General features: G+C 40.3%; 26 protein-coding genes and 1 pseudogene. 14 read left to right on the plus strand and 13 right to left on the minus strand.

Annotation, left to right across the window (positions count from 1 at the left end; all coding sequences use genetic code 11):
• Nucleotides 1-26 precede the first annotated feature (26 nt).
• Together MKX38_RS02850 and MKX38_RS02855 are read left to right on the plus strand one after the other, a co-directional pair.
• A complete protein-coding gene (locus tag MKX38_RS02850; RefSeq protein WP_213380063.1) occupies nucleotides 27-1,418 on the plus strand; it encodes a PLP-dependent aminotransferase family protein in 1,392 nt (463 codons plus the stop codon).
• Nucleotides 1,419-1,611: 193 nt separating this feature from the next.
• Nucleotides 1,612-2,037: a MaoC family dehydratase gene (locus MKX38_RS02855; protein ID WP_024572354.1), complete on the plus strand. Its 426-nt coding sequence runs from the start codon at nucleotides 1,612-1,614 to the stop codon at nucleotides 2,035-2,037.
• Nucleotides 2,038-2,089: 52 nt separating this feature from the next.
• Here MKX38_RS02855 and MKX38_RS02860 read toward each other — a convergent pair whose 3' ends face one another.
• Both MKX38_RS02860 and MKX38_RS02865 read right to left on the minus strand, forming a co-directional pair.
• Entirely contained in the window at nucleotides 2,090-2,662 is a 573-nt protein-coding gene (locus MKX38_RS02860; protein WP_024572355.1) for an alpha/beta hydrolase, read from the minus strand.
• An 82-nt stretch (nucleotides 2,663-2,744) separates the two neighbouring features.
• Entirely contained in the window at nucleotides 2,745-3,074 is a 330-nt protein-coding gene (locus MKX38_RS02865) for a winged helix-turn-helix transcriptional regulator (protein ID WP_024572356.1), read from the minus strand.
• A 252-nt stretch (nucleotides 3,075-3,326) separates the two neighbouring features.
• Here MKX38_RS02865 and MKX38_RS02870 point away from each other — a divergent pair, with 252 nt between their 5' ends.
• The gene (locus MKX38_RS02870) at nucleotides 3,327-4,199 is read left to right on the plus strand and encodes a YitT family protein (protein ID WP_021481667.1); all 873 of its coding nucleotides are present in this window, start codon (nucleotides 3,327-3,329) and stop codon (nucleotides 4,197-4,199) included.
• 148 nt (nucleotides 4,200-4,347) lie between these two features.
• Here MKX38_RS02870 and MKX38_RS02875 read toward each other — a convergent pair whose 3' ends face one another.
• Nucleotides 4,348-4,734 (minus strand): winged helix-turn-helix transcriptional regulator, encoded by a 387-nt coding sequence (locus MKX38_RS02875; protein ID WP_003242640.1) that lies wholly within the window; start codon nucleotides 4,732-4,734, stop codon nucleotides 4,348-4,350.
• Nucleotides 4,735-4,844: 110 nt separating this feature from the next.
• Here MKX38_RS02875 and MKX38_RS02880 point away from each other — a divergent pair, with 110 nt between their 5' ends.
• Nucleotides 4,845-5,438: an NAD(P)H-dependent oxidoreductase gene (locus MKX38_RS02880; protein ID WP_015252732.1), complete on the plus strand. Its 594-nt coding sequence runs from the start codon at nucleotides 4,845-4,847 to the stop codon at nucleotides 5,436-5,438.
• Nucleotides 5,439-5,581: 143 nt separating this feature from the next.
• Here the strand turns inward: MKX38_RS02880 and MKX38_RS02885 are convergent, their stop codons facing one another.
• Nucleotides 5,582-6,769 carry an MFS transporter gene (locus tag MKX38_RS02885; protein ID WP_339188533.1) on the minus strand — a complete coding sequence of 396 codons (1,188 nt, stop codon included), beginning with the start codon at nucleotides 6,767-6,769 and terminating at the stop codon, nucleotides 5,582-5,584.
• A 206-nt stretch (nucleotides 6,770-6,975) separates the two neighbouring features.
• Here MKX38_RS02885 and MKX38_RS02890 point away from each other — a divergent pair, with 206 nt between their 5' ends.
• The 5 genes and pseudogenes from MKX38_RS02890 (at nucleotide 6,976) to MKX38_RS02910 (ending at nucleotide 11,139) form a co-directional block, all read left to right on the plus strand.
• Nucleotides 6,976-7,572, plus strand: a complete 597-nt coding sequence (locus tag MKX38_RS02890; RefSeq protein WP_020425115.1) for a TetR/AcrR family transcriptional regulator — start codon at nucleotides 6,976-6,978, stop codon at nucleotides 7,570-7,572.
• Nucleotides 7,573-8,199: 627 nt separating this feature from the next.
• Nucleotides 8,200-8,535 carry a metal-responsive transcriptional regulator AseR gene (gene aseR, locus MKX38_RS02895; protein WP_015482851.1) on the plus strand — a complete coding sequence of 112 codons (336 nt, stop codon included), beginning with the start codon at nucleotides 8,200-8,202 and terminating at the stop codon, nucleotides 8,533-8,535.
• 12 nt (nucleotides 8,536-8,547) lie between these two features.
• The gene (locus tag MKX38_RS02900; protein WP_273796158.1) at nucleotides 8,548-9,855 is read left to right on the plus strand and encodes an arsenic transporter; all 1,308 of its coding nucleotides are present in this window, start codon (nucleotides 8,548-8,550) and stop codon (nucleotides 9,853-9,855) included.
• Nucleotides 9,842-10,159: pseudogene (locus MKX38_RS02905) on the plus strand (hypothetical protein). Before MKX38_RS02900 ends, MKX38_RS02905 begins: the two are co-directional and overlap by 14 nt.
• 194 nt (nucleotides 10,160-10,353) lie before the next feature.
• Nucleotides 10,354-11,139 (plus strand): GNAT family N-acetyltransferase, encoded by a 786-nt coding sequence (locus tag MKX38_RS02910; RefSeq protein WP_015252727.1) that lies wholly within the window; start codon nucleotides 10,354-10,356, stop codon nucleotides 11,137-11,139.
• A 56-nt stretch (nucleotides 11,140-11,195) separates the two neighbouring features.
• Here the strand turns inward: MKX38_RS02910 and MKX38_RS02915 are convergent, their stop codons facing one another.
• On the minus strand, nucleotides 11,196-12,116 hold the full coding sequence (locus MKX38_RS02915) for an EamA family transporter (protein WP_339188536.1): 921 nt from the start codon (nucleotides 12,114-12,116) through the stop codon (nucleotides 11,196-11,198).
• A gap of 132 nt (nucleotides 12,117-12,248) precedes the next feature.
• Here MKX38_RS02915 and MKX38_RS02920 point away from each other — a divergent pair, with 132 nt between their 5' ends.
• Nucleotides 12,249-13,697 (plus strand): PLP-dependent aminotransferase family protein, encoded by a 1,449-nt coding sequence (locus MKX38_RS02920; protein WP_029317355.1) that lies wholly within the window; start codon nucleotides 12,249-12,251, stop codon nucleotides 13,695-13,697.
• Nucleotides 13,698-13,814: 117 nt separating this feature from the next.
• On the opposite strand, the gene MKX38_RS02925 is transcribed toward MKX38_RS02920, so the two are convergent.
• Nucleotides 13,815-14,438: a flavin reductase family protein gene (locus MKX38_RS02925; RefSeq protein ID WP_029317354.1), complete on the minus strand. Its 624-nt coding sequence runs from the start codon at nucleotides 14,436-14,438 to the stop codon at nucleotides 13,815-13,817.
• A gap of 89 nt (nucleotides 14,439-14,527) precedes the next feature.
• On the opposite strand from MKX38_RS02925, the gene MKX38_RS02930 reads away from it, so the two are divergent.
• A complete protein-coding gene (locus MKX38_RS02930) occupies nucleotides 14,528-15,208 on the plus strand; it encodes a winged helix-turn-helix domain-containing protein (RefSeq protein ID WP_003244115.1) in 681 nt (226 codons plus the stop codon).
• Between the two features lie 64 nt (nucleotides 15,209-15,272).
• Here MKX38_RS02930 and MKX38_RS02935 read toward each other — a convergent pair whose 3' ends face one another.
• The 3 genes from MKX38_RS02935 to MKX38_RS02945 form a co-directional block, all read right to left on the minus strand.
• Nucleotides 15,273-15,716: a carboxymuconolactone decarboxylase family protein gene (locus MKX38_RS02935; RefSeq protein WP_014478970.1), complete on the minus strand. Its 444-nt coding sequence runs from the start codon at nucleotides 15,714-15,716 to the stop codon at nucleotides 15,273-15,275.
• An 85-nt stretch (nucleotides 15,717-15,801) separates the two neighbouring features.
• A complete protein-coding gene (locus MKX38_RS02940; RefSeq protein ID WP_010886421.1) occupies nucleotides 15,802-15,981 on the minus strand; it encodes a hypothetical protein in 180 nt (59 codons plus the stop codon).
• Entirely contained in the window at nucleotides 15,978-16,127 is a 150-nt protein-coding gene (locus MKX38_RS02945; RefSeq protein WP_003234189.1) for a hypothetical protein, read from the minus strand. Before MKX38_RS02945 ends, MKX38_RS02940 begins: the two co-directional genes overlap by 4 nt.
• Before the next feature lie 267 nt (nucleotides 16,128-16,394).
• Between MKX38_RS02945 and ydfH the strand changes: the two genes are divergently transcribed.
• The 3 genes from ydfH to MKX38_RS02960 all read left to right on the plus strand — a co-directional run bounded on the left by ydfH (nucleotide 16,395) and on the right by MKX38_RS02960 (nucleotide 20,542).
• Nucleotides 16,395-17,618 carry a two-component system sensor histidine kinase YdfH gene (gene ydfH / locus MKX38_RS02950; RefSeq protein WP_015252722.1) on the plus strand — a complete coding sequence of 408 codons (1,224 nt, stop codon included), beginning with the start codon at nucleotides 16,395-16,397 and terminating at the stop codon, nucleotides 17,616-17,618.
• Complete coding sequence (gene ydfI, locus MKX38_RS02955; RefSeq protein ID WP_003244318.1) at nucleotides 17,611-18,252, plus strand: two-component system response regulator YdfI; 642 nt, start codon at nucleotides 17,611-17,613, stop codon at nucleotides 18,250-18,252. Before ydfH ends, ydfI begins: the two co-directional genes overlap by 8 nt.
• 115 nt (nucleotides 18,253-18,367) lie before the next feature.
• On the plus strand, nucleotides 18,368-20,542 hold the full coding sequence (locus tag MKX38_RS02960) for an MMPL family transporter (protein ID WP_339188541.1): 2,175 nt from the start codon (nucleotides 18,368-18,370) through the stop codon (nucleotides 20,540-20,542).
• A gap of 412 nt (nucleotides 20,543-20,954) precedes the next feature.
• On the opposite strand, the gene MKX38_RS02965 is transcribed toward MKX38_RS02960, so the two are convergent.
• The 4 genes from MKX38_RS02965 to mneP form a co-directional block, all read right to left on the minus strand.
• A complete protein-coding gene (locus MKX38_RS02965) occupies nucleotides 20,955-21,857 on the minus strand; it encodes a carboxylesterase (RefSeq protein ID WP_003234180.1) in 903 nt (300 codons plus the stop codon).
• 202 nt (nucleotides 21,858-22,059) lie between these two features.
• The gene (locus MKX38_RS02970; protein ID WP_015252719.1) at nucleotides 22,060-22,749 is read right to left on the minus strand and encodes a DUF554 domain-containing protein; all 690 of its coding nucleotides are present in this window, start codon (nucleotides 22,747-22,749) and stop codon (nucleotides 22,060-22,062) included.
• Between the two features lie 89 nt (nucleotides 22,750-22,838).
• Nucleotides 22,839-23,651, minus strand: coding sequence for a MerR family transcriptional regulator (locus MKX38_RS02975; RefSeq protein ID WP_181216816.1), 813 nt, complete (start codon nucleotides 23,649-23,651; stop codon nucleotides 22,839-22,841).
• A gap of 111 nt (nucleotides 23,652-23,762) precedes the next feature.
• Nucleotides 23,763-24,656, minus strand: a complete 894-nt coding sequence (mneP, locus tag MKX38_RS02980) for a manganese transporter MneP (protein ID WP_015252717.1) — start codon at nucleotides 24,654-24,656, stop codon at nucleotides 23,763-23,765.
• Between the last annotated feature and the right edge of the window lie 358 nt (nucleotides 24,657-25,014).

A 25,014-nucleotide genomic window follows, 5' to 3' on the forward strand; every position in this document is an offset into this window, starting at 1 on the left:
ATACCAGTTAGGAGAACAACGTGCAAATGGATATCACGCCTTTTTTGAATAGAACTCTGGATATTCCGCTTTATCAGCAGCTTTATCGGTATTTTAAAGAAAATATGCATCGGGGCCGTATTCAAAAAGGAATGAAGCTTCCTTCAAAAAGACTTTTGGCGAATCAGCTTTCCATCAGCCAAACGACTGTAGAACGTGCCTATGAACAGCTCGCTGCTGAAGGTTATATTGTGAGCAAGCCAAGAAGCGGGTGGTTTGCTGATTATCATGATTCTGATTTTGCTTATGATAGAATGCCAAGCACAACACCCATTCAACAAGAAGCAGAAGAAAATAAACAATGGATTGATTTTCATTATGGAAATGTAGATTCTTCTTACTTCCCTTTTTCCGCATGGCGAAAAAGCATGGTCAATAGCTTAGACCAATATGGACACGAGCTTTATCGGCCGGGACATGTTTTAGGAGAGTTTGAGCTGAGAACACTCATTGCAGAGTACCTGTATCAATCTCGGGGTGTTCATTGCGGCCCTGAACAAGTGATTATAGGTGCCGGGAACCCTATTCTGCTGCAAATCTTGTGCCAAGTTTTTGAGCCGAATATTTCTATAGGGTATGAGGATCCTGGTTATCCAAGAGCACGCAAGATTTTTGAAGCCAACCGCATGAATATTGTTCCTATACCAGTCGATGCTGAAGGAATCTGTATACAGAAGATCAAAGAACAGCAGCCAAACCTTGTATATGTCACACCTTCCCATCAATTTACGCTGGGAACAATCATGACGATCAACAGAAGAATTCAGCTGCTCAAATGGGCGGCCGAAAATCAATCCTTTATCATAGAGGATGATTATGACGGGGAATTTAGGTACACAGGACAGCCGGTTCCTTCTCTGCAAGGGCTTGATCAGCATAACCGTGTCATTTATATGGGCACTTTTTCTAAGTCTCTTTTGCCCTCGCTGCGTATCAGCTATATGATTCTTCCTTCGCCTCTTTTAAAAAAGGGGCATGAAATCACGTCCTTATATAAGCAGACAGTGTCCTGCCACAGTCAGCTAACCCTAGCTGAATTTATAAAAAATGGAGAGTGGCAAAAACACATCAACAGAATGAGAAAACTTTACCGCAAAAAAAGAGCCATTGTATTAGAGGCAGTGCAAAGGGAATTAGGAGAGCATGTCAGAATCCGCGGAGAAAACTCTGGGCTTCGTATCTTACTTGACGTTTATTTGCCATTTGGTGAAAAAGAGTTAATTGAGAAGGCGAAAAAACATGGAGTAAAAATTTATCCTGTTTCTCTTTCTTATCAACATCATCCTCCTACAAAAACGGTTTCGCTCGGGTTTGCAGGGGTTTCTGAATCCAACATAAGAGAAGGCATAAAAAAACTGAAGGCTGCCTGGAAGATATGAGGGAGCTTTCAGTTTAGCAAAAAGGCCAAGTGACGACTAAGTGTTGAGAGCTGTTCAATATTTTTTAAGTATATGATGAGTGCCAGCAGTCCAGTCCACGATATGTCTGTTTAGCGAAAAACAGAATTTTTTATTTGCTCCTCACAGTGCTAAAATAAACAAAATAGACAATTGAAAAAATAGAGGTGTAAGAATGAAGTTAGATGAGTTTACAATTGGCCAGGTCTTCAAAACGAAATCATTAAAAGTATCAAAAGATGATATTATGCGGTTTGCGGGTGAATTTGACCCTCAGTATATGCATGTAGATGAAGAAAAAGCGAGTAAAGGCAGATTTAATGGAATTATCGCTTCCGGCATACAAACACTGGCCATATCTTTTAAACTTTGGATTGAAGAAGGTCTCTATGGAGACGATATTATAGCCGGAACAGAGATGAATCATATGACATTCATAAAACCCGTATATCCGGATGATGAATTGTTTACAATTGTTGAGGTTCTTGATAAGCAGCCAAAGAGAAATGAATTGGGAATACTCACAGTATTGCTATCTACTTATAATCAAAAAGAAGTAAAAGTGTTTGAAGGTGAGTTATCCGTATTGATGAAACGATAACTCAGAAAGCCCGCTTTTCGCGGGCTCGATTGAAGCAGATGGGTGAAAGATGTTAGCGGGTTTCTTTTGAAAAATAAGAGGTTAAAATATCATAAACAATAGGCAAAGAAGTAAACCCCTCATTTTCTAGAAAATGACCCCCGTGCTGGACTTCGTATAACGCAGCGTCAATTTGTTGTGCCAGCTCCTTGCTCCATGAAAATGGAACAATTTGGTCGTTCTTAGAAGCAATGACAGCACGGTGCTTCGCGGACTCGATGATTTTTTGATGATCAAACGATCCCTGTGTAAATTCATCTAACATCTGTAAAGTGGGCAATGATTTGGCAAAGCCGGAAACAAGAATGATTCCGCCAAGCTGTTTTCGCAATTGAATATGTTCCAAAAATCTCAAAATGGCGGGGCACCCTAAGCTGTGAGCAACCAAATACGTATTTTCATGTAAAGTATGTTGATAAAAAGAGAGTGTCTCCAGCCAATCCTCAAGTCTTGGCTGGAGCGGATTAGGCATGTTTAAAATGTCTGCTTGGACCCCATCTGCGAGCAGACGTTTTTTCAGCCAAGGGAACCAATGATTTGTTGAGGAAGCTCTGTAGCCATGAATGATATAGACCTGTTTTTTCATTTTTTTCTCCAAACGAAGTATTTTCATTCAGTATAAAATTCCTCTCATTGGGAAACAAGTACGCACTTTTTTGTAAGTAGCTTTACATATGAGGCATTCCTTGTGCCATTCCCCACTTACACATTTCATCTATGAGGGGGTACAAAGATCGCCCTCTGTCAGATAACGAATACTCTACTTTCAGTGGGGTTTGAGAAACCTCAGACCGATGAATAAGGCCGTCAGTTTGCAATTCCTTAAGCTGTGCGCTTAACATTTTATGGGTGATGAAGGGCATAGCCCTTTTCAGCTCGCCGTATCTCATCGTTTTTTCACACCCTAACTCATAGAGTATTCTCATTTTCCATTTGCCCCCTATAAGAGACAAGGTGTATTCAAATGGGGCTTGTTTACTGCGGCACAGGCTATCCATGTAATCGAACCTCCTTTTTAAGGTATCATATCAGAATAATTCAGGATTTTCGGTGTTGAAGTTTGAGGGCGATTCGCGATCTGAACTGAAAGGAACGCTTGCTCAACAGGCGGCACGGTACATGAATGTTCTAAGTCAAAGAGGGTTACCTTACTGTTAATTACTTTATTTAAAAAAACGCATGTTTTTAGCTGAAAATATCTATTATGGTATATTTAAATATAACGAAATATTTGAGAAATGAGGAATGGTATGAATACAACCAAAAAACATAAGAAATTTAAAGCGAAAATGATTTTCCAAATCATCATGGTTATCATTGGAGGAATCATAGCGGCGTATGGACTAGAAACAGTGCTCATTCCAAACAGTGTATCTGATGGAGGGGTGACGGGTCTTAGCATCGTTGGTTCACAGCTATTCAACTTGCCGCTGGGGATTTTGATTGCAGTGATCAACATTCCATTTGTCTGGTTAGGATATAAGCAAATAGGGAAAAGCTTTGCATTATTATCAATTATCGGAATCGTATCGCTTGCCGCGGGGACAAGCTTTTTCCACCACACACCCGCCATCATAGAAGGAGATACCCTGTTAATTACCGTTGTCGGCGGGATTATCCTTGGATTCGGAATGGGGCTGGCGCTGCGTAATGGCGGCGCATTAGATGGAATTGACATGCTTGCTGTGCTGCTATCCCGAAAACTGCCATTCGGAACGAGCGATCTCATTCTATTCTTAAACCTTTTCGTGTTTATTTTTGTTTCCACAGTATTCGGCTTACAAGGGGCATTGCTTTCAGTCATTGCTTACTACATTGCATCCAAAGTGATTCATGTTGTGGAGGAAGGCTTAAGCGGCTCTAAAACCTTTCAAATTATTACAACCCAACCTGAATTAATGGTAGAGACAATACGTGATCAATTAGGCCGAAGCGCCACATATAAAGAAGCTTACGGGGGTTTTTCCCACGAGAAATTTAAAGAAATCACATGTGTCATCAACCGTTTAGAAGAAACCAAACTAAAGGAAATTATTAATGATATTGATAAATCCGCCTTTGTCACCGTATATGACGTAGCTGAAGTGAAGGGCAGCAATTTTAGAAATCTTAATCATCACTAAAAAATAGAATGACCTTTTTAACCGTAACTGACATGCCGCGGGTAAATGTAATTAAAAACACTTTTTGAGGGCTTGTGGGTGTCACCAGTGAAGGTCTGAATCACAGAAATACCAAGGGCGTCAAAACCCTTGGTATTTTTTCTGGTTATTAGATTTTATCTTCAGCTTTACGTGCTGCTTCGAGCTTATCAATCCTGTCTTTATATTTTTCTCCCCAGTCCTTCATGTGCAGGATAACAGGTTCTAATGTTCTTCCAAACTCAGTTAAAGAGTATTCGACTTTTGGAGGGACCTGTTTATAAACCTCGCGGTGAATCACGCCATCCCGTTCCAATTCTCTTAATTGTAGCGTGAGCATACGCTGGGTAATTTTTGGGTATAGTTTTCGAAACTCATTAAACCTCTTTTTACCGTCAATGAGATGATAAAGAAGAATGCCTTTCCACTTACCTCCGATGATATCTAATGTTGTCTCCACCGGACATCCTTCAAAGTCATCAGAAGAATAATCAATGCCGAGTTTACGATTTCTCAAGCTGTTCACTCCTAATAGTATACTTTTTGATACTATATACATTCAATGTGCGTACTTTTTATATTTTAATATACATCATATAATGATGTCACATCAAAGGAATGAAAGGAATGGATCATATGAAAACACTCGTACTCGTTGTACATCCGAATATAGAATCCTCTCGTATCAATAAGAAGTGGAAAGAAGCCGTTTTAAGTGAACCGGATGTAACTGTCCATGATCTTTATGAAAAATATCGTGATCAACCAATTGATGTGGAATTTGAACAACAGCAGCTCCTGGCCCATGACCGTATCGTTTTTCAGTTTCCATTATACTGGTACAGCAGCCCCCCGCTTTTAAAACAGTGGTTTGATGAAGTGTTTACGTTTGGCTGGGCTCATGGTCCCGGCGGAAATAAATTGAAGGGGAAAGAGTGGGTAACTGCCATGTCCATCGGTTCACCTGAACACTCTTATCAAGCCGGCGGATATAACTTGTTTTCGATAAGCGAGCTGACAAAACCGTTCCAAGCATCTGCCCATTTAGTAGGCATGACCTATCTGCCTTCCTTTGCCGAATATCGCGCCAATACAATCAGTGACCAAGAAATTGCCGAAAGTGCGAATCGGTATGTAAAGCATATTACAAATATAGAATTAAACCCGAAGGTTCGCCTGCAAAGGTATTTGAAACAGCTGGAGGGTGTCGATTTAACATAAAGATTGATTTTGGAAAATCCTGTACTCACCAAGCAGGATTTTTTCTTGTTCAACAGAGGGATTTTAACATATAGCAAAAAAAGAAGAAGCCACCAAAAATAAGCTATTTGCTTGGTCCTGACTGCTTATTTTTGGTGAATGACTTATTTCTCTGTGATGAAATAAAGCAAAGCGATGACCGGAAAAGCGATTCCAATCCATAATGCTGTACTCCATCCGCCTGAGGCATATGCCCATCCTCCAATTGATGACCCTATCGCACCGCCTAGAAAGAAGATCGCCATGAATAATCCGTTTAATCGACTGCGAATTTCAGGCGCCAACGAAAAAATAGCACGTTGACTGAGCACAAGGTTTGCAGATACACCCATATCTAACAGAATAGCTGCGGCCACTAGAACTGTTATACCGACGGGGGAGCTGCTCTGAATCATGAGGGGCAGTAATAAAGAGACAACGACAACACCGAGAGCGATTCCAGTGGCAAGCCTGGTTAAGCCTCGATCAGCCAGGCGGCCGCCTATTGGTGCAGCGACTGCACCCGCAATGCCCACCAATGCGTAGAGTGCTATTGCCTTCTGAGAAAAATGAAAATCAGGACCGGACAATAATAAAGGAACAGTAGTCCAGAACAAGCTGAAAGCTCCAAATACAAACGCATGATAGATGGCACGGCGGCGTAAGACTGGAGTCGTGCGCAGCAGCTTCCACATTGAACCGAGTAAGGCAGTATAGTTTGTATTTACTGTTGGTAATCTGGCAGGAAGCACTTTTGATAATACGATGGCCAGGATAACACTTACCACGGCGGACAAAGCGAATATTGCATTCCACCCCCAGATATCAGCAACTAGACTAGATATCGGACGGGAAAGCATAATACCGAGTAATAAGCCGCTCATGACATTGCCAACAACCCGGCCGCGTGCAGCGTCTGATGCAAGGTATGATGCAAATGGAACAAGCACTTGGGCTGCGATTGATCCCAATCCGACGAAAAACGCAGCTGCTAAAAACAGTGTTCCATGCTTCACAAATGCTGTTAGTGTCAAAGCCGCTGCGCTTAGAAGGAGCGATACAACAATAAGTTTTTTGTTTTCGATAATATCTCCTAAAGGGACAAGGAATAGTAAGCCGGCAACGTATCCGATTTGGGTGAGTGTGACGATCAATCCAGCACTGCCTGGAGAAAGTCCAATTGCCTTACTAATTAATCCGACCAAGGGTTGTGCATAGTAAAGATTAGCAACAATGATACCGCATGCTGTTGCGAGAAGAAGGGTTAAACTGGGTGAGATCCTCTGACCTGCTTGTTTGTTTCCATTAGCCATAAGAATGAACTCCTTTTTAAGTGGTTTTTTGAGTGTAATCATGACTTCTCAACACAAGTGATTTTATAAACTGAACGTTCAGTTTCATTGATTAAGGAAAATAATATACTAAACGTTCAGTTTTGTAAATAGGTTTCTGTTTTCTTTTTTTATTCAGATTAAGTATACTGAACGTATAGTTTATATTGCGGGAAGGAATGATTCATGTGCAGAGTAAACGAGGGCGGCCGCGTGATGAAGGAACGCATAAGGCGATTCTCTCTGCAGCCTATGGCCTATTGCTGGAAAAAGGCTTCGATGCGGTGACAGTCGATAAAATTGCCGAGCGTGCGAAAGTGAGTAAAGCAACGATTTATAAATGGTGGTCTAACAAAGCTGCCGTTATCATGGACAGCTTTCTTTCGACAGCGACGGACAGGCTGCCTGTGCCTGATACAGGGTCGTCAGTACAAGATATAGTAACCCACGCCACGAATTTAGCTAGGTTTTTGACAAGCCGGGAAGGAACCGTTATTAAGGAATTAATAGGTGCAGGGCAGTTGGATGAAAAATTGGCAGAAGAATATCGCACGCGATTTTTCCAGCCTCGCCGCCTCCAAGCGAAAGGCCTTCTAGAAAAGGGGATTCAGAAAGGTGAATTGAGAGAGAATCTTGATATTGAAGTAAGCATAGATCTCATTTACGGACCAATTTTCTATCGTCTGCTTATAACAGGGGATGAGGTGAATGATTCCTATGTGCATGATTTGGTGATGAACGCGTTTAAGGGAGTTCAAGCTACCTCTGCTACAGAGAGTATGTAGCTGATAAGAACTGCAAAAGCTGCGGATTATATGACAAATTGGTTCTCTCTAATCGCACAGTGAAAGATAAGATTTTTGTTGCTGAGCGGAATCGAGGGAAAAGTTCTCTTATCGGATGTCGAAAAAGAAGTCATTCAATCGTGAATACATTATATTATTACATTTCCTTTTCATCGATTGGAACAAGGGTTCTATACTTCAATGGAATATCGCAAAGTTGGAGTATTTAAAGAACAGGGGAAAATCGATGGCCATTATGTAGATGTCATGGCAATCGAAAAAATACTTGCAATGTAAACAGGCCTCTAAAGAGACCTGTTTTTTAATATCCAGAGGATCTGTCTATTTTCATCTTGGGCTCTATGACTACTCCCATAACTGAAATAGTCTAATATTTATACCGGAATATCTGATGTTCCGAATATAAGGGATTGTTTATATAAATAAAAGTTTATATAATGACGGGGGCGCTAAGGAAACGCGGGGAGCGACTCAGGTTTTCGTTTCAAAGTTTTGATCCTTAAGATATACGGAGCGCTACATATGGAAACGTAAAGGGGAATGTATAATCATTTGGCGTGTATATAACGATTTGCTTATATATTGATTTGGGAAGGAGGAGCTCATATGACGATTGATGTTGCGGCGATGACTCGTTGTTTGAAAACACTTAGTGATCAAACTAGGCTTATAATGATGAGATTATTTCTTGAAAAAGAATATTGTGTCTGTCAATTGGTTGATATGTTCGAAATGAGCCAGCCCGCCATAAGCCAGCATTTGCGGAAATTAAAAAACGCAGGTTTTGTGAATGAGGACAGAAGAGGCCAATGGCGTTATTATTCAATAAATGGTTCCTGTCCTGAGTTTGATACATTGCAATTGATCTTACATCAAATCGATCAGGAGGATGAATTGTTAAACCATATCAAACAAAAGAAAACTCAAGCGTGTTGCCAGTAAGGAGGCATTAGATTGACATCAATGATTTTGGCAGTATTCATCTTTTTATTAACTCTAGTATTGGTCATATGGCAGCCGAAAAATTTATCTATAGGGTGGTCAGCCTGTGGAGGCGCAGTTTTAGCTCTAATAGCAGGTGTTGTCAATTTTCATGATGTGTTAACTGTGACAGGGATTGTTTGGAATGCGACCTTGGCTTTTGTGGCCATCATACTGATATCATTAATTCTTGATAATATCGGTTTCTTTGAATGGGCAGCGCTTCATATGGCTAAGGCTGCAAAAGGAAACGGTGTGCGGATGTTCGTTTATGTATCTCTATTAGGAGCTATCGTCGCCGCGTTATTTGCAAATGACGGTGCAGCTCTTATATTGACACCAATCGTATTAGCGATGGTCAGAGCATTACATTTTAATGAAAAATTAGTTTTTCCTTTTATCATTGCCAGCGGATTTATTGCGGATACCACTTCGCTTCCTTTAGTAGTGAGCAATTTGGTCAACATTGTTTCAGCGGACTATTTTCATATTACGTTTATTGATTATGCATCCAGAATGGTTGTCCCGTACTTGTTTTCGCTGCTGGCGAGCATCATTGTACTTTACCTTTTCTTTAGAAAAAGCATACCAAAACGCTATGATCTGACTGAGGTTAAAAAACCTGTTGAAGCAATTAAAGATCAAAACATGTTCAGACTGTCATGGTATATCTTAGGGCTGCTGTTAATTGGATATTTTGCAAGTGAATTTTTTTCTATCCCTGTATCAGTGGTAGCGGGCAGCATTGCGATCATTTTCTTAATCGCTGCGCAAAAGAGTCCGGCCGTCCATACAAAGAAAGTGGTGAAAGAGGCACCGTGGGCTATCGTATTCTTTTCAATTGGCATGTACGTTGTTGTGTATGGTGTCCGAAATGCCGGATTAACGGATGTCCTTTCAGATGTGATTCAAGCCGCAGCTGACCAAGGATTGTTTGCTGGGACAATTGGAATGGGCTTTATTGCGGCGATTCTTTCTTCCGTTATGAATAACTTGCCGACTGTTATGATTGACGCATTGGCTATTGCCGGTACAGATACACATGGGATGATGAGAGAAGCGCTTATTTATGCAAATGTGATCGGTTCAGATTTAGGGCCTAAAATAACACCGATTGGTTCCTTGGCGACATTATTATGGCTTCATGTTCTTTCGCACAAAGGTATGAAAATTTCCTGGGGCACGTATTTTAAAACAGGAATTATCCTCACGATACCCACTTTATTGATCACACTTGTCGGCCTGTATATTTGGCTGCTGATAATCCATTCTTGTTTCTAAAAGGACAAGGTCACTATATCAAGGAAAACAATGCACAGGTAACTCTTGCCGCAGTCAAATAGCTGAAGGGTGGGGGAGAAAATACCTTGGGGACAAGTGGAATGTGTACAGCGCAGGAATCGAAGCTCATGGATGACATCGAGTGCTGTCAAAGCAATGAAAGAAGCAGGGATTGATATTTCAAATCAAACATCGGATAAATTTGATGATCCGGCAAAAGCACACGGAACAGAAGAAGTGTTTCCAAAGGGTCCGTGCTGAAATTGGTGACCGTTTAAAACAGTTTGCTGTAACTGGGGAATAAAGAATCGATTTACTCAGCGTTTTCTTGGGTTTATATAATGCTATGTGTTGTTCAACAGGTGTCTGCGGGCTGAGTGCAGACACCTGTTTTTGTTTTTATTTGTCTGAGATTCGTAACAGGGAAGTTATTTAGCTGGTGACAGAGGAAAATTGATTTGTGAACAGAATCATGAAGGAGACGGTGTTTTAAAGGAGTTGTCTGTTTTGCAGGAATTAACAAAAGAAAAATACAGTAGCTTAAAAACAATGTTTGATGACAAATATTGTCCCACATTTGTCTATTCAATATTAGACCAAACCATTCCGGGAGCTGTTTATGCAGATGATCAAACCTTTCCTAAATCGTTTTTTATAGGAACTGAATCAGGCATTTATTTTATTGCGGGAGACCAAGGGAATCGGGATTTTCATGATTTCATTGCAGGATATTATGAAGAACAAGTGAAATCATCAAAACGATTTACCTTGTTTTCTTCCAGTGATACATGGGATAGCGTAATGAAACCCATACTGAAAGATGACTTGAACCAAATGAGAAGAGCTGCATTTTCTTATCAACCAAAATCTTTCAAAAAGACTTTGCAACTGCCAAAGGGTCTTGTATTGAAAAGAATAGACGAAGACATCATTTCACACAGCACAGCGTTTAACAGCGCGTATTATGAGGAGTATTGGGATTCTGTCTCACAGTTTGCTTCAAAAGGTTTTGGATTTGCCGTATTACATGGCAATCATGTAGTAAGTGAGTGTACTTCTATATTTTTAGGGCATAATCGAGCGGAAGTGGATATCTATACACTTGAGGAATATAGAGGACTGGGGTTAGCTTATTGCGTAGCAAATAGGTTTATAGCGTTTTGTATTGAAAATGGGATTGTTCCTAGCTGGGATTGTGATATCTGCAACAATTCGTCCATTGCATTAGCAGCTAAACTAGGGTTTAAGACGGTAACGGAATACACTATTTACTACACTGGCTAACCTTAATGAAAGAACCTTAAAAGGAGATACCAACCGATGTTGGTATCTTTTTTGTTTTAGAGTTTTTTTACCCTTTTAGCAGAAAAATGGGTGATGAAAATCTTATTCATTTTATTTACTTTTAGGTAGGTAAAACATACCCCGCCAACTGTAACCACTCCGCCTAGCAGAGAGAGCAGTGTGGGTATTTCGCCGATCCAGATCCAAGATATGATCAAGGCTAAAGCCGGTGTAACATAAAGTGAAAGGGTTGCTTCTGAAGCACCGACGAGTGAAGTGACATATGCAAGGGCAAAGTATGGTACAACTGTTGGCAATAAACCTAAATAAACAATCGACAATGTAGCGTTCAAAGGTGCGTCTATCACCTCCGAGCCTAAGCCAGGCAAAAAAATAAGCATAGGTACTGTTCCGCCCCAAATTGTAAATGTAACAAATGGAATAAAACCATATTTTTTTATATAGCGGGCTTGAAAAACGAAATAAATACTCTCCGAAAATGCTGCCAGCAGGATGACCAAGATACCGCTCATTGAATATGTAAAGTCTCCCGCCCCAAATGCAATCAATAATACACCCAATAAACTGATCATAGAGCCAAGCCATTTCGTAAATCCAAAATGCTCTTTATAAAACAGGCGGGATAGCATGGCTGAGAAGATCGGTGCCGTAGTAACGAGTAAGCTTGCAACTCCGGCACTAACTGTTTTTTCACCGATGTTCAGCAAAATGTGATAGAGCGCAAATCCTAAAAACCCTATAAGAAAAATGGCAGGAATGTCTTTCAAGTCGGGTAGGCGCATCTGAGTCAAAACAGCAAAAAGCAATAATGCCATAGAGCCGATTAACAAACGACATAAAGCAAGGTGTTCTGGTGTGTACCCTTCTAGTCCTGCGCGAATTCCCGGAAAAGCAGATGCCCATAAACAGATCATCAGACTGTTTGAGGTTATCAATTGAACTGTTTTCTTTTGCATATTTCCCACTCCTCTTTACAAAAACCAACCAGTTATTTAATGTGTTTTTATATTAATAAAGATTTGGTGATATGGCTTCAACCAGTTAAACGGATTTTGACCCAACCAATTTATTTTAAGGAGACCGATTCTATGAGCTTTCCAGAAGAAAAAAAGATGAAAAAGCTCCCTAAGTACAGACAAATCGTTCATTTTATTAAAGAGAAAATAGGAAATGGCGAGTGGCCGATTGGAAGCAAGATTCCAAGCCAGCGCACGCTTGCAAAAGATTTTCAGGTAAATCGGAGCACAGTGATTACAGCCTTAGAGGAATTGATGGCCGATGGGCTAATAGAAGGCACAATGGGGAAAGGCACAGTTGTTATCAACAACACATGGACACTGATGGCTAAGAATTCTGCTCCCGATTGGGATCAATATGTCACCTCTGGCATTCAGATGCCAAGCCGAAAAATCGTTCAAGAGATAAATCAATCAGAATCAAATACAGACCTTATACAGCTCAGTAAAGGTGAACTTTCAGCTGAGATTTTTCCTTTGGCTGTTATGAAAGAGATGATGGAGAAGGTATCTCATCACATGGAGGCATTCGGTTATGAAGAACCAAAAGGTTACTTACCTTTGAGGGAGGCATTAAGCAACTATTTAAAAACCATTGGAATCAACGTCTCATCTTCTTCCATTCTGATTGTCTCAGGAGCGTTGCAAGCCTTGCAGCTGATATCAATGGGGCTGTTACAAAGAGGATCAACCGTTTATCTTGATCAGCCCTCTTACCTTTATTCATTACACGTATTTCAATCAGCTGGTATGAAGCTGACTGGACTTCCTATGGATAATGAAGGACTTTTGCCTGAAAATGTTCATTTAACAAGAGGAGAGCGGGGAAGGGCTATCTTATATACAAATCCATGTTTTCACAATCCGACTGGTATTCTTATGTCTAAAAAGCGGCGTGAAGAAATCCTGGCAGTAAGTGAGAATACACAGCTTCCTATTATTGAAGATGACATTTATCGTGAGTTATGGATCGATGAAATTCCGCCATATCCTATTAAAACAATTGATAAAAATGGACACGTACTGTACATAGGAAGTTTATCGAAAACATTAAGCCCAGGCTTGAGGATTGGATGGATCGTCGGACCGGAACCGGTGATTGAACGTTTATCTGACATTAAAATGCAAACAGATTATGGATCCAGTTCGCTATCCCAAAGAGTAGCGGCAGAGTGGTTTACTTCCGGCCACTACCAGCAGCATGTAGAAAAGGTTAGGCAGCAATTAAAGGTGAGAAGAGAATTGGCCTTGAGTGCTTTAGAAACTCATTTGAAAGATGTGGCGACATGGAATATCCCAAAAGGAGGATTTTTTGTCTGGATAAAAATATTGCCTTCCATATCAATGAAATTACTTTATACTAAAGCCTTATCAAAAGGGATTCTGATCAATCTCGGCAGTATCTATGCTCAGGAAAAAGGGAATTATATTCGCTTATCATATGCTTATGCATCTCTTGAAGACCTTCAAAAGGGGATTTATGAGTTGGGTTTGATGATAAAAGAATTGGCAAGTAAGTAACTTTTATATCCTTAAATGGATGTTTCACTAAAAAAGAGATCAAGCCTAATGATCGCTTGATCTGATAATAACAAGGGTTACTAGAATAGACCAAATCATGGTTCGGTCTTAAAATGATCATGTCTCTGAACGAAAAGTCTTTCCGACTTCTCTTCCTAAACCAAAGTAATGTCTGAAATTATAGATAAGAGGGCTCCATTTGGAAGGGTTGATATGGTTTTCGTCCAGAATGATACTTTCCTCGGCATGAAAAAGTAGTGCCTGCGTCTCTACAATTGCGAATGATGATTCATATTCTGGAAGCCGAATGTGTTTCACTTCGGCTTCTATTTGGATAGGGCATTCTTTGATTCGTGTTGGTGATACTGTTTTTGATTGTAAAGGCGTTAACCCTGCTGCCTCGTATTTTTCTTTTTTATATGTAAATCCGAGCTGCTTCTTTAAAGGCGGTATGCTTTTTTTTCCGCTATAAGATGAAATTCTTTCAACGTTTTCCCATAATTCCGGGCCAGGCAAGTTTATGACACACTCTTTGTGTCTTTCCAAATTGTCGATGGCTTTTCCTCCCAGTCCTACTCCAAGGATTATATAATGTCCAAGAGCCCAAGAAGAAGACATAGGACTAATATTAGTGGTTCCATCCTCATTCAATGTGGTTAGAAGAAATGTCGAGGTACCATAATACATGATCTTGGGTTTGATTTCTTTAAATCGACGAGTGTCTCGTTTTTTGATGTCCAATGTTTTTTCCTCCTTGTCACGCTTACATTTATATTGTAAAGGATTAACATTTCAACTATCATCGAAATATGAATGTAAGGAGGAAAATCATGAATCCTAATATTGCAAAAATCTCTTCGCTGCTATCAGATCCCTCGCGTTCTTCCATTCTTCTCAGTCTGATGGATGGAAGGATACACCCTGCGGGAGAGCTTGCATATCTCGCTAACATTAAACCTCAAACCGCCAGTTTTCACCTGAATAAATTGCTTGAAGCAAAGCTGATTAGCGTAGAGAAGCATGGGAGACATCGGTATTACAGATTGGCTGACTCAGATGCTGCAAATGTGATCGAACAATTGCTTCATATTGCGCCTAAAGCAAAAGTCAAATCTTTAAAAGAGTCAAAAGAGAAAAAGGACTTGCATTTCGCCCGTACCTGTTATGATCATTTGGCAGGTTATGTGGGCGTGCAAATGGCACATTCATTAGTTGAGCAGGGGATGTTAAAAAAAGTTGATTTAAACTTTGAGGTGACTTCAGAGGGTGCTTTATTCTTTTCAAAGTTAGGCATCAATGAAGAGCAACAACGGAATAAGAGGAGAGCTTTTGCCCGCTGCTGTTTGGATTGGAGTGAACGGCAGCATCATATTGCAGGAGCATTAGGAAACGCCCTATTGGTGCGCATGTTAGAAGAAGAGTGGATCGTTCGTATGCCGAAAACGAGAGCGATTAGGATTACACAAAGCGGGAAAATCGCTTTTGAAAAGCACCTAAACGTGAAAATTTAGGATTTTGAAGCGAAGGCACGATATCCAGGAGGAGTAAGATTTGTTCTAATCTTACTCCTTCTTCTTATTTTGAAGCAGCTCGATTCCCCATTGCAATAGAGATGCGGTTCCAACTGTTTATTTGATTAATGATGAGAACAAGGTCAACATATTGTTTTTCATCATAATGTTCCCGCACCCGATGATATAGCTCATCAGGAACCCTTTTAGATGGAATGAGCGTGATGTGTTCAGATAGTTCGAGAGCCGCTTTCTCTTCAGGTGAGTAAAAATCACATTCATTCCAAGCATGTAAACAGTAAATTCGCTGTTCAGTTTCCCCCATTTTGCGGGCATCGGACGTATGCATATCTATGCAGTAGGCACAGCCGTTCATTTGAGAGACTCTGATTTTGATTAGTTCTCTCGTCGTTCGGTTAATTGAGGATTGTTTCGTGTATTTCTCCATATCCATCATGATTTTCATACCTTCAGGTGCAATCTCATAGTAGGACACTCTTTGACTCATAAAGCAAGACTCCTTTCCATAGAATACCTAGATTGTATCCCGGTATTGATCATTTTACCAATGTGCGGTTTGAATGACAGCTGTTTCAGCGTCTTTTGGAAAGAAGCTTCTTTGAATAAAAATAAGGGTAGCCAGCAATGATGAGTGGAGCTGCTAATGCAAGCAGTATCCATGAGCCTGATTGGCTGTCTCTAGTGACTCTAATGAATATATAAGTACCGATCAGAAAATATAATAAAGCACCTAGAAACCAATACATGTTCATTCCTCTTTTTTCTTGCCCGTGTTTTTTGGTTGCGCATTTTTGTCTGTCATATGGCTTAATCGATCAGGATTCTGATTTTTTAATACCTTTTCGGTCCGGATTCCTTTTCTCTTTAATGATAAAATTGTGAGATCAATCGATTTCAATGATGATCATTCCTTCAATGAATAGTAAGTTCCTTATGATTTTAAAGGTAAATTTGAAAAGATAAAACGTACATAGAGGCAGAACGTTCATGTACGTTTGGGCAATGATCACTTATTGGAAACTCTAATGTTTCCCTGCACCTGATATTGTTGTGTTCCTTCTCTTCCTATAAAATGATTGGATACATGTATGTTTGCACGTTGAAGTATAGGTTCGATTTTCATGAATCTCTATTCGGTGAAACAGGTAAAGGAAGTGGATAAGGTTTGCTTATAAGGAATCCTTTTAAAGATAAATATTACTCACATGATAGGCGGGCATTAAACATGCTTGCACTCAGAGTGCCGGGCCTGGCTTTTATTCTCATGATCTATATAGCCTCTATCGTGCTGCAATTTGTTTCTGGGGGCTGGTCCATTTTATTGCTTTATGCGTTTACCATATTAATCGCCATTTTTGCTTTGCTTCATTGGCACTCATATCGCTGGGTTAAGAAAAGGGTGGTTCTGTATTTTGTGATACAAGGTTTGATCACCTTTACACTTGCTAATCTCATGACTGGCTACCTTATGCTGGTCATCATTGGCCTTTATGCATTTTTGATTGGACAGATTTTAGGAATGGCAGACAGAAGAAGGACGATTCCCATTCTTTATCTATTGCTGCTGCTGGTCATAAATTCGGCGTATCACCTTCATAAAGGTGAAGTTTTGCATTTTATTGTTATTGCTGCGCCGATCATGATTGTCATCATCACTTATGCCGCAACATTTTTTGCCCAAGTCGATGAAAAAATAAAAGCTCAATTGACTCTTGAAAGGCTGGAGCTGGCTCATCAGCAGGTAGAACAGCTGACGCTGCAGAACGAAAGACAGCGGATGGCCCGAGACTTACACGATACGCTTGCTCAAGGTCTTGTCAGTTTAAATATGCAGCTGGATGCGATTCATGTTCATCTCGCCAAAGGCAACACAGAGAGAGCGAAGGAAATCATACAACAATCGATGAAAAGAGTGAAAAGCACATTAGCTGATGCACGTTCAGCTATTGACGATCTCCGCAGCAAATCAGAAGAAATCGGTGTTTTAAAAGAAAGAATTACCTCGCTAATGGATCATTTTATAGAGTCGACAGGCATGGCTTGTTTATTAGATTACAGATTGCATCAGGTGCTGGATGTGCGTACAGCTGAAAACTGTTATTACATCATTGGAGAATGCATGACGAATGCGGCAAAGCATGCTGAGGCGAAAACAATCTGGATATCCATTTGGGATGATGAAAAGGGAAGGCTCCATTTAACAGTTAAGGATAACGGCAAGGGATTTGATGTTGAAAAAGGAAAGAAAAAGAGAGGACATTATGGGCTTCTTGGCATACAAGAACGCGTCAGGGCAATAAATGGCCAATTCAATATCAAGAGTACAAAATTGAAAGGAACACAAATTGAGATCACTGTACCAATTCAGGGAGAGATGCAAGATGAATAAGGTTTTAATCGTTGATGACCATCTTGTCGTGAGGGAAGGTCTGAAGCTTTTAATTGAAACGAATGATCAATACACCATTATAGGAGAGGCGGAAAATGGAAAAGTCGCAGTCCGTCTTGCAGATGAATTAGAACCGGATATCATTCTGATGGATTTGTATATGCCGGAGATGAGCGGGTTAGAGGCCATTAAACAAATAAAAGAAAAACACGATACCCCCATCATTATTTTGACTACATATAATGAAGATCACTTAATGATCGAAGGGATTGAATTAGGAGCGAAAGGATATCTGTTAAAAGATACGAGTTCAGAAACCCTTTTTCACACAATGGATGCAGCCATCAGAGGAAATGTGCTATTGCAGCCTGATATCCTTAAACGTCTGCAAGAAATCCAATTTGAGCGGATGAAAAAGCAGCGCAATGAGACGCAGCTGACAGAAAAGGAAGTCATTGTTCTAAAAGCAATTGCTAAAGGTCTTAAAAGCAAAGCGATTGCCTTTGATTTGGGCGTCTCTGAGCGAACAGTAAAGTCCAGATTAACGTCCATTTACAATAAATTAGGCGCGAATTCAAGAACTGAGGCAGTAACGATTGCCATGCAAAAAGGTATTCTGACAATAGACAACTAAACTGCATATTTGAAAATTGCCCAAACGTACATGCCCGAATGTACGTTTTTTTCATTTCATTGTCAACTACAATGAGAAAGAATGTGATCAAGCAATGTGTTGAAAGGAGATTATCATGTCAAAAATGTTATATACATTAGGAGGATGGGTTGCTCGCAATCGCATAAAAGCAATATGTGCGTGGATCGTTGTGTTAGTTGCTGCGATAGGCCTTGCAGTGACCTTGAAACCAAGTTTTTCTGAGGATATGTCCATACCTGACACACCTTCGGAAAAAGCGATGGATGTGATTCAAAAAGAATTTCCTCACGGTCCTGATAAAGGGAGCATACGGGTTATTTTCGGTGCTGGTGATGGGGAGAAACTTACTGGGAAGCCAGCAAAAAAAGCAATAGAAGATACGTTCAAAGAAATCAGTAAAGATGATTCTGTTGACTCGATTGCAAGTCCTTTTGTGACAGGGACAATCGCGAAAGATGGCACAGTTGCCTATGCTGATATCAAGTATAAATCATCAGCAGATGATATAAAGGATTACTCTATCAAACACTTAAAAGACAGTTTGAAAATGGCTGATGATGAAGGATTGCAAACTGAGCTAAGCGGAGATGTACCGGGAGCCGAGATGGAGATAGGCGGTGTCTCTGAAATTGTCGGCATTATCTTGGCTTTTGTCGTTTTAGCCATTACATTCGGTTCTTTATTAATAGCTGGTTTGCCGATTTTAACTGCAATGATTGGTTTAGGTGTAAGTATTGGACTGGTTTTGATTGGGACACAAGTATTTGATATTGCTTCCGTCAGTCTTTCATTAGCCGGAATGATTGGCCTTGCTGTTGGTATTGATTATGCTTTATTTATTTTTACGAAACACCGCCAGTTTTTAGGCGAAGGCATACAAAAGAATGAATCAATTGCGAGAGCCGTGGGAACAGCGGGAAGCGCAGTCGTTTTTGCCGGACTTACTGTTATCGTTGCACTTTGCGGATTGACTGTCGTTAACATTCCTTTTATGTCTGCGATGGGGCTGACAGCAGGGCTTAGTGTACTGATGGCTGTTTTGGCTTCCATCACACTTGTGCCTGCGGTCTTATCGATTGCAGGGAAGCGGATGATTCCGAAATCAAACAAGAAAATAGAAAAACAAAGCACTGAAACAAATGTCTGGGGACGCTTTGTCACCAAAAATCCTATCATGCTAAGTGTATGCAGCATTCTGATTTTGATCGTCATTAGTATCCCATCTATGCATTTGGAACTGGGCTTGCCTGATGCTGGGATGAAAGCTAAGGATAATCCGGATCGCCGGGCATATGACTTGCTTGCCGAAGGCTTTGGAGAAGGATTTAATGGCCAATTAACAATCGTAGCGGATGCCACAAATGCTACAGAAAATAAGGCGGAGGCTTTCGCAGATGCAGTGAAAGAAATAAAGGGTTTAGACCATGTAGCAAGTGTCACCCCTGCAATGCCTAATAAAGAAGGGAACTTTGCCATCATTACGGTCGTTCCGGAAACAGGTCCAAATGATGTCACAACGAAAGATTTGGTACACGATGTACGCAGTTTGTCAGATAAAAACGGAGTAGATTTGCTTGTTACTGGATCGACTGCAGTGAATATTGACATTTCAGATCGCCTGAATGATGCGATACCGGTGTTTGCTGTACTTATTGTTGGCTTTGCGTTTGTATTGCTGACCATCGTTTTCCGTTCGCTGCTTGTGCCGCTTGTTGCTGTTGCAGGTTTCATGTTGACGATGACAGCCACTCTTGGAATCTGTGTATTTGTCTTGCAAGACGGGAATCTCATCGACTTTTTCAAAATACCTGAAAGAGGGCCGATACTCGCGTTCCTGCCGATTTTATCTATTGGGATTCTGTTCGGGTTAGCCATGGATTATCAAGTATTCCTTGTCAGCAGAATGCGTGAAGAATATGTAAAAACAAACAATCCAGTACAAGCCATTCAGGCTGGATTAAAACACAGTGGTCCTGTTGTTACAGCAGCCGGCTTGATCATGATCTTCGTTTTTGCAGGATTTATCTTTGCAGGCGAAGCTTCTATTAAAGCCAACGGATTAGCTCTTTCCTTTGGTGTGCTCTTTGATGCCTTTATTGTAAGAATGACACTGATTCCAAGTGTCATGAAGCTGATGGGGAATGCAGCCTGGTATTTGCCGAAATGGTTAGACAAGATGATTCCGAATGTGGATATAGAAGGGCATCAACTGACAAAGGAAATACAGCCGGAAATAGATCATGAACAAAAGAAACAAATCAGTGTGTAATAGAAAAAGCAGATCTTTAATGATCTGCTTTTTTTGCATATGGTAGTATTTAGAAGATGGAGTCGGCAGTTAAAAGGAGACACTTATGGCGCCATCACTCATTTTCGATATGGATGGAACTTTGTTTCATATTGGCAGAAGCTGCATCATACTAGCAGGCATCCCAGGAGAAGTGACATGATTTTTTGACTTTGCATTCACTACTTGATGCCAAGGATCTTGAGAATCCTTCTTGAAAATAAAGGATTTTACAACTGATCATATAAGAAACCTAAAGAAACAAGCACACAAAACCAGCTGCGGGTTTTGTCCAAGAAAAATAGAGTCCATGAGAGAGACTCTATTTTTTGAAATGCCCGGCTAGAAGTATATTGCAGGTCTTTATGAATGCAAAACACTATCTTATAAGCCCTTACCGTGAAATGCCTGTTTCTGCATTGAAAAAACGCATTACACGTTCATTTACGTAAGCGGGTTGTTCCATCGATAAAACATGTCCGGCATTTTTAATGACTTCCGCCTCAATATCAGGAACGAATGAAGAGGCTCGGTGCAGGGCTGAGTGGGGATCATAGATGACTTCATGTTCACCAAGTAATAATAGGATAGGAACTCTTGCTGAACGTAATTCCTCATCGGTAAAAACATACGGAAATCCGTCTGCTTTAGGATTTGGATTTCTTGATCCATCCTGCCACATTACCCCTGCCTGAAACTGCTTCACAAAAATCGGGTGCAGCACATTCTGATCATTCATCATCCAATTTAAGAATGTTTCAACTCCATTTGACGCTGTAAGGCCAAGAGCGTATTTGTAGAAATCGTGATGAAATGGCAAAAACGTTTCTGCCGGACTCAGTATAGCTGCGCTTTTTACTCTCTCAGGCATACGTAAAAGGAAATTCATCGTATGGAGACCGCCAAGCGAAAGTCCGATCATGTGGGACTTTTCGATCCCCAGATTGTCAAACACATCAAGAAGCCAATTGGCGTAATCCGTTCTTGTACCGCTTACATTCTCAGGAATACTCTTGTTTTTATCACCTATGATATCAACTGCATAAGTTCTGTATTTGCTGCTCCAATCGGCGATGTTGGGATACCACATCGTCGAGCTGAATAATGCTCCGTGGAGTAATACAAGCGGCGGGGCATCCTCTGGGCCGCTTGCAATCACATGTGTTTGACCAAAACGAGTAGATATATAGAATGATTTGCAACGGACCGGCCAAAGACTAAGGCTTTCATTATAAGTTTGATAATAGCGGATACCGTTGTCACTTAATTCGGGAATACTAGATGAATGGTTTGACATACAAATGCCCCTCCCAACATTGTTTAAATGAATGTGCCGTTTCGTGATGGGGAATCTGATTTTGATATAACAGACTTTATTTACAATATAATACAGTTGTTATTAGACGTCAAATCCAAGATGAAAAGGAAATAAAACGATTGGAACAGATTATTGAAAATCAATATAACAGAATATTAACCTCCTTTGTGGAGCCGCTTCATTAAAACCGCAATCCAAATGCATGAATCACAAAAATCACAACAGGAGGGATCAAGAGGGAAGGCAGCAAATTCAATGTTTTGAACTTCTTGATTCCAAGAATGCTTAGACCTGAACTGAGGATGAGTATGCCTCCCACAATTGTGATTTCATTAATAAGGTCTGTATTGATTGCGCTCTCCATTACTTTAGCAAATAAATAGATGGAGCCTTGCCAGGCAAATAATACAATGGCTGCAGCCGCTATTCCAAAACCAAAAGTTGAAGCGAGCACAATGGAGGTGATCCCATCTAACATCCCGTTTGTCAGGAGGTATGTATAATCTCCATGCAAAGCGGCTTCAACAGGGCCCAATATTGACAGCGAACCTATACAAAATAATAAGACCGCAGTAGATAAGCCCTCTGCTAAATTACTTTTAGAAAATTTGTTCACCAGCTTGTTGAATCGTAATTCTAAATTGATGATCTGGCCTAGCAAACCTCCAATGGCTAAACTCACGATGAATAGAATGGGATATTTACTATCAGGCAAATGCTGTGTAATGGCGTTGATCCCCAGCGCGACTGCAGCGAATCCCATTGCCTGCATCAAAATATCCTGGTATTCATCTTTAATGCCTTTTTTGAATATCCCCCCGATTATGCTTCCTGCAATGATCATCACTGTGTTAAAAATCGTTCCAAACATAAGCTTTCTCCTCCAAAAATCATTCCTGCATAAAAAATAAACCCTCTAGTTAGTAGAGAGTCAAGGGAGATCAAAACATATTCATGAGATTATTTGATGGGCAGCAGGATTTCAGTCACGTAATTATCTAGGTTATTCGTAATGCCATAATCAATGAGTGTGATTTCGATTGAGTCCCCTGCTACCTCATAATGATGTTCTTTCATATATGCCAGTAATTTTTTGTAGTATGGTTCGGCTTCTGGGTGTGACCCTTTAAACCTAATTTGCAGATATTCTCTTGAAGGAAAGATGATTTCTGATGAAGTTTTTTCATTTTCATCTTCAAGAATCATAAATATACTGGAATATTTGTCAAACTGTTTTGCTTTCACATTTGCTGCTGATATGGATAAACCGATCTTGCCTATGAATATATCTTCGTTTACATTCAGGTGGATTCTCAATTCAGCTAACGAATGTTCGATATCATGGCCGAGAACATATTCATGCTGTAAATAAGCCACACGCAATGCGGGGAGTTTGATTTTTGAAATTTGATGTAACGGCATATTAACGGCATCTTCTATATGTGCGATGCGTCGGGAGATCTTTCGTTCAATGCGTTCCAATTCTTTCTTTTTGCGATCAATTTCAGCCTGCTGGCTTTTTAGTAAATGAAGAAGAGTGTTTGTATTTTGAGAGTTATAAAAATCAAGAAGATTATTGATTGGCAGGCCTAGGGCCCTCAAATACTTGATGGTATCCAGCCGCTCAAACTGTTGGGTAGAATAATATCTATAGTTCGTTTGCTCATCTTTATATTCCGGTTTCAACAGACCGATTTCATCATAATACCGAAGAGCAGAGATTTTCACATTGAATAACCTTGACACTTCTCCAATCGAAAAAAATTCCTTCATTCTAACAACCTTTCTGTCCCTATGATTGATATACACACATTATATAGTACGGCGAGATCTAAAGGTAAAGTTTGCAGCAAAAAGAAAAAACTCCTTCTAAAAAGGAGCTTTTCATTCTTCGAAATAAGGATTTACATGGATGAGCACTTCTTCTACATCTGAAAACTGTCTTTTGATTTCATTCCGAATTTCGCGGGCAATGTCGTGTCCCTGCTTAATTGTCAAATCATGATCCAAAGATAAACGGACATCAAGCAATTTATAGTGGCCATGTTCTCGCGCGCGGATTCTATCAATTCGTTTTACCTGATCACATTGAAAAATAACAGCTTTATATTCCTCTATCAGCTCGGGATCAACACTCTTTTCCATGAGCACATCAACAGACGGCCTGATTAATTCCATTGAAATCTTAAAAATGAGGTAAGCAACGATTGCACTGGCAATGGCATCGGCGTACAACAGATAGGACCATCCGCGGGTGTTTCCGATGATAGCCAACAGGACGCCGATAAAAGCGGCAAGAGAGGCAACGATATCGCCTTTATGATCGTACGCAATCGCTATAATCGCTTTGCTGTTCCATTTTTCCCCTTGCTTTATAGAATAACGATATAAGATTTCCTTAGCCACGTACGAAATCAGAGCCGCAAACAATGCGCTGTATTGGGGAACGCTTGGCCCTTTAACAAAGGACAGAATCGCTTCTATGAGGATATAAACGGATACGATCACTAAGATAATTCCTACAATCGCCTCACTAATGACTTCAGCTTTTCCGTGACCAAAAGGATGGTCTTGATCGGGCGGTTTATTGGAAATTCCGATCACTGCCAAGACTGCAATCGAAGCAACGACATCTGCCGCGGAATGTATTCCGTCTGCAAACACGGCTTCACTATCGCCTACCAGCCCAAAAAAGACCTTTCCTGCCATTAAGATCAGATTGGCGATCAATGCAATCAAAGCAACTTTTCTGCTTATTTGTTCTCTTTCACTTGCCATTTTTTCCTCCTATAAAACTGCACAAAAAAATAGGAGTGCTCTATATACGCTCTCCGTATCCTTTCCTGTGTAATCACTTTGTTTATCATACCAATTCAATTTCGAGTGGGTCTATAGCAACGTTGTTTCCTGTTTACTAATAAATAAGGTGACAGAAAAAAAGTTGGAGCTGTGCTAAAAGGGTCATACAGCAAACAAATGAGTTCTTATGTAACAACAGTGATGATTCGCCATTAAAATGCTGCCGTCAGTGAAAAATTTCCACCTGATTGTTAAAAACCTATTGACATGAGAAGATCTGTATTTTATTATTATCTCATATTCAAGATATTTTAATTCGAGATATTTGATTGAAAAG

Source organism: Bacillus sp. FSL M8-0025, assembly GCF_037975475.1.
In the GTDB taxonomy this organism is placed as follows: Bacteria; Bacillota; Bacilli; order Bacillales; family Bacillaceae; genus Bacillus; species Bacillus subtilis.